Genomic DNA, 646 nt, shown 5'->3' on the forward strand with positions numbered 1-646 from the left:
CCGGGGCCCCCGGCCCCGCGTCACACCGCGCGGCCCGTGCCCCGCCCCCGGGGGAGCGTCACCACTCGATGCCGCGCTGGCCCTTCTGCCCCGCGTCCATCGGGTGCTTGATCTTCGTCATCTCGGTCACGAGGTCGGCCGCGTCGATCAGTTCGCGCGGCGCGTTGCGGCCCGTGACGACGACGTGCTGGTTGCCGGGACGGGCCCGCAGCGTCTCGACCACCTCGGCGGTGTCGATCCAGCCCCAGTGCAGCGGGTACGCGAACTCGTCCAGCACGTACAGCTTGTACGTCTCGGCGGCGAGGTCCCGCTTGACCTGCTCCCAGCCCTCGCGGGCCTTGTCCTCGTTGGAGTCCTGGCCGTCGCGCTGGACCCAGGACCAGCCCTCGCCCATCTTGTGCCAGGCGACCGTGCCGCCCTCGCCCGAGGCCCCGAGGACCCGCAGCGCGTTCTCCTCGCCGACCCGCCACTTCGCGGACTTGACGAACTGGAAAACGCCGATCGGCCAGCCCTGGTTCCAGGCCCGCAGCGCGAGCCCGAAGGCGGCCGTCGACTTGCCCTTGCCGGGCCCCGTGTGGACCGCGAGCAGCGGCCTGTTGCGCCGCTGGCGCGTCGTCATCCCGTCGTCCGGCACCACGGCCGGCTG

General features: G+C 73.2%; 1 protein-coding gene. It reads right to left on the reverse strand.

Annotated features, from left to right (window positions below):
- Positions 1–58 precede the first annotated feature (58 nt).
- On the reverse strand, positions 59–646 hold a 588-nt coding region (cobO, locus tag SSBG_RS23945; RefSeq protein ID WP_234010634.1), incomplete at its 5' end, for a cob(I)yrinic acid a,c-diamide adenosyltransferase.

This window comes from Streptomyces sp. SPB074 (genome assembly GCF_000154905.1).
Classification (GTDB): Bacteria; Actinomycetota; Actinomycetes; order Streptomycetales; family Streptomycetaceae; genus Streptomyces.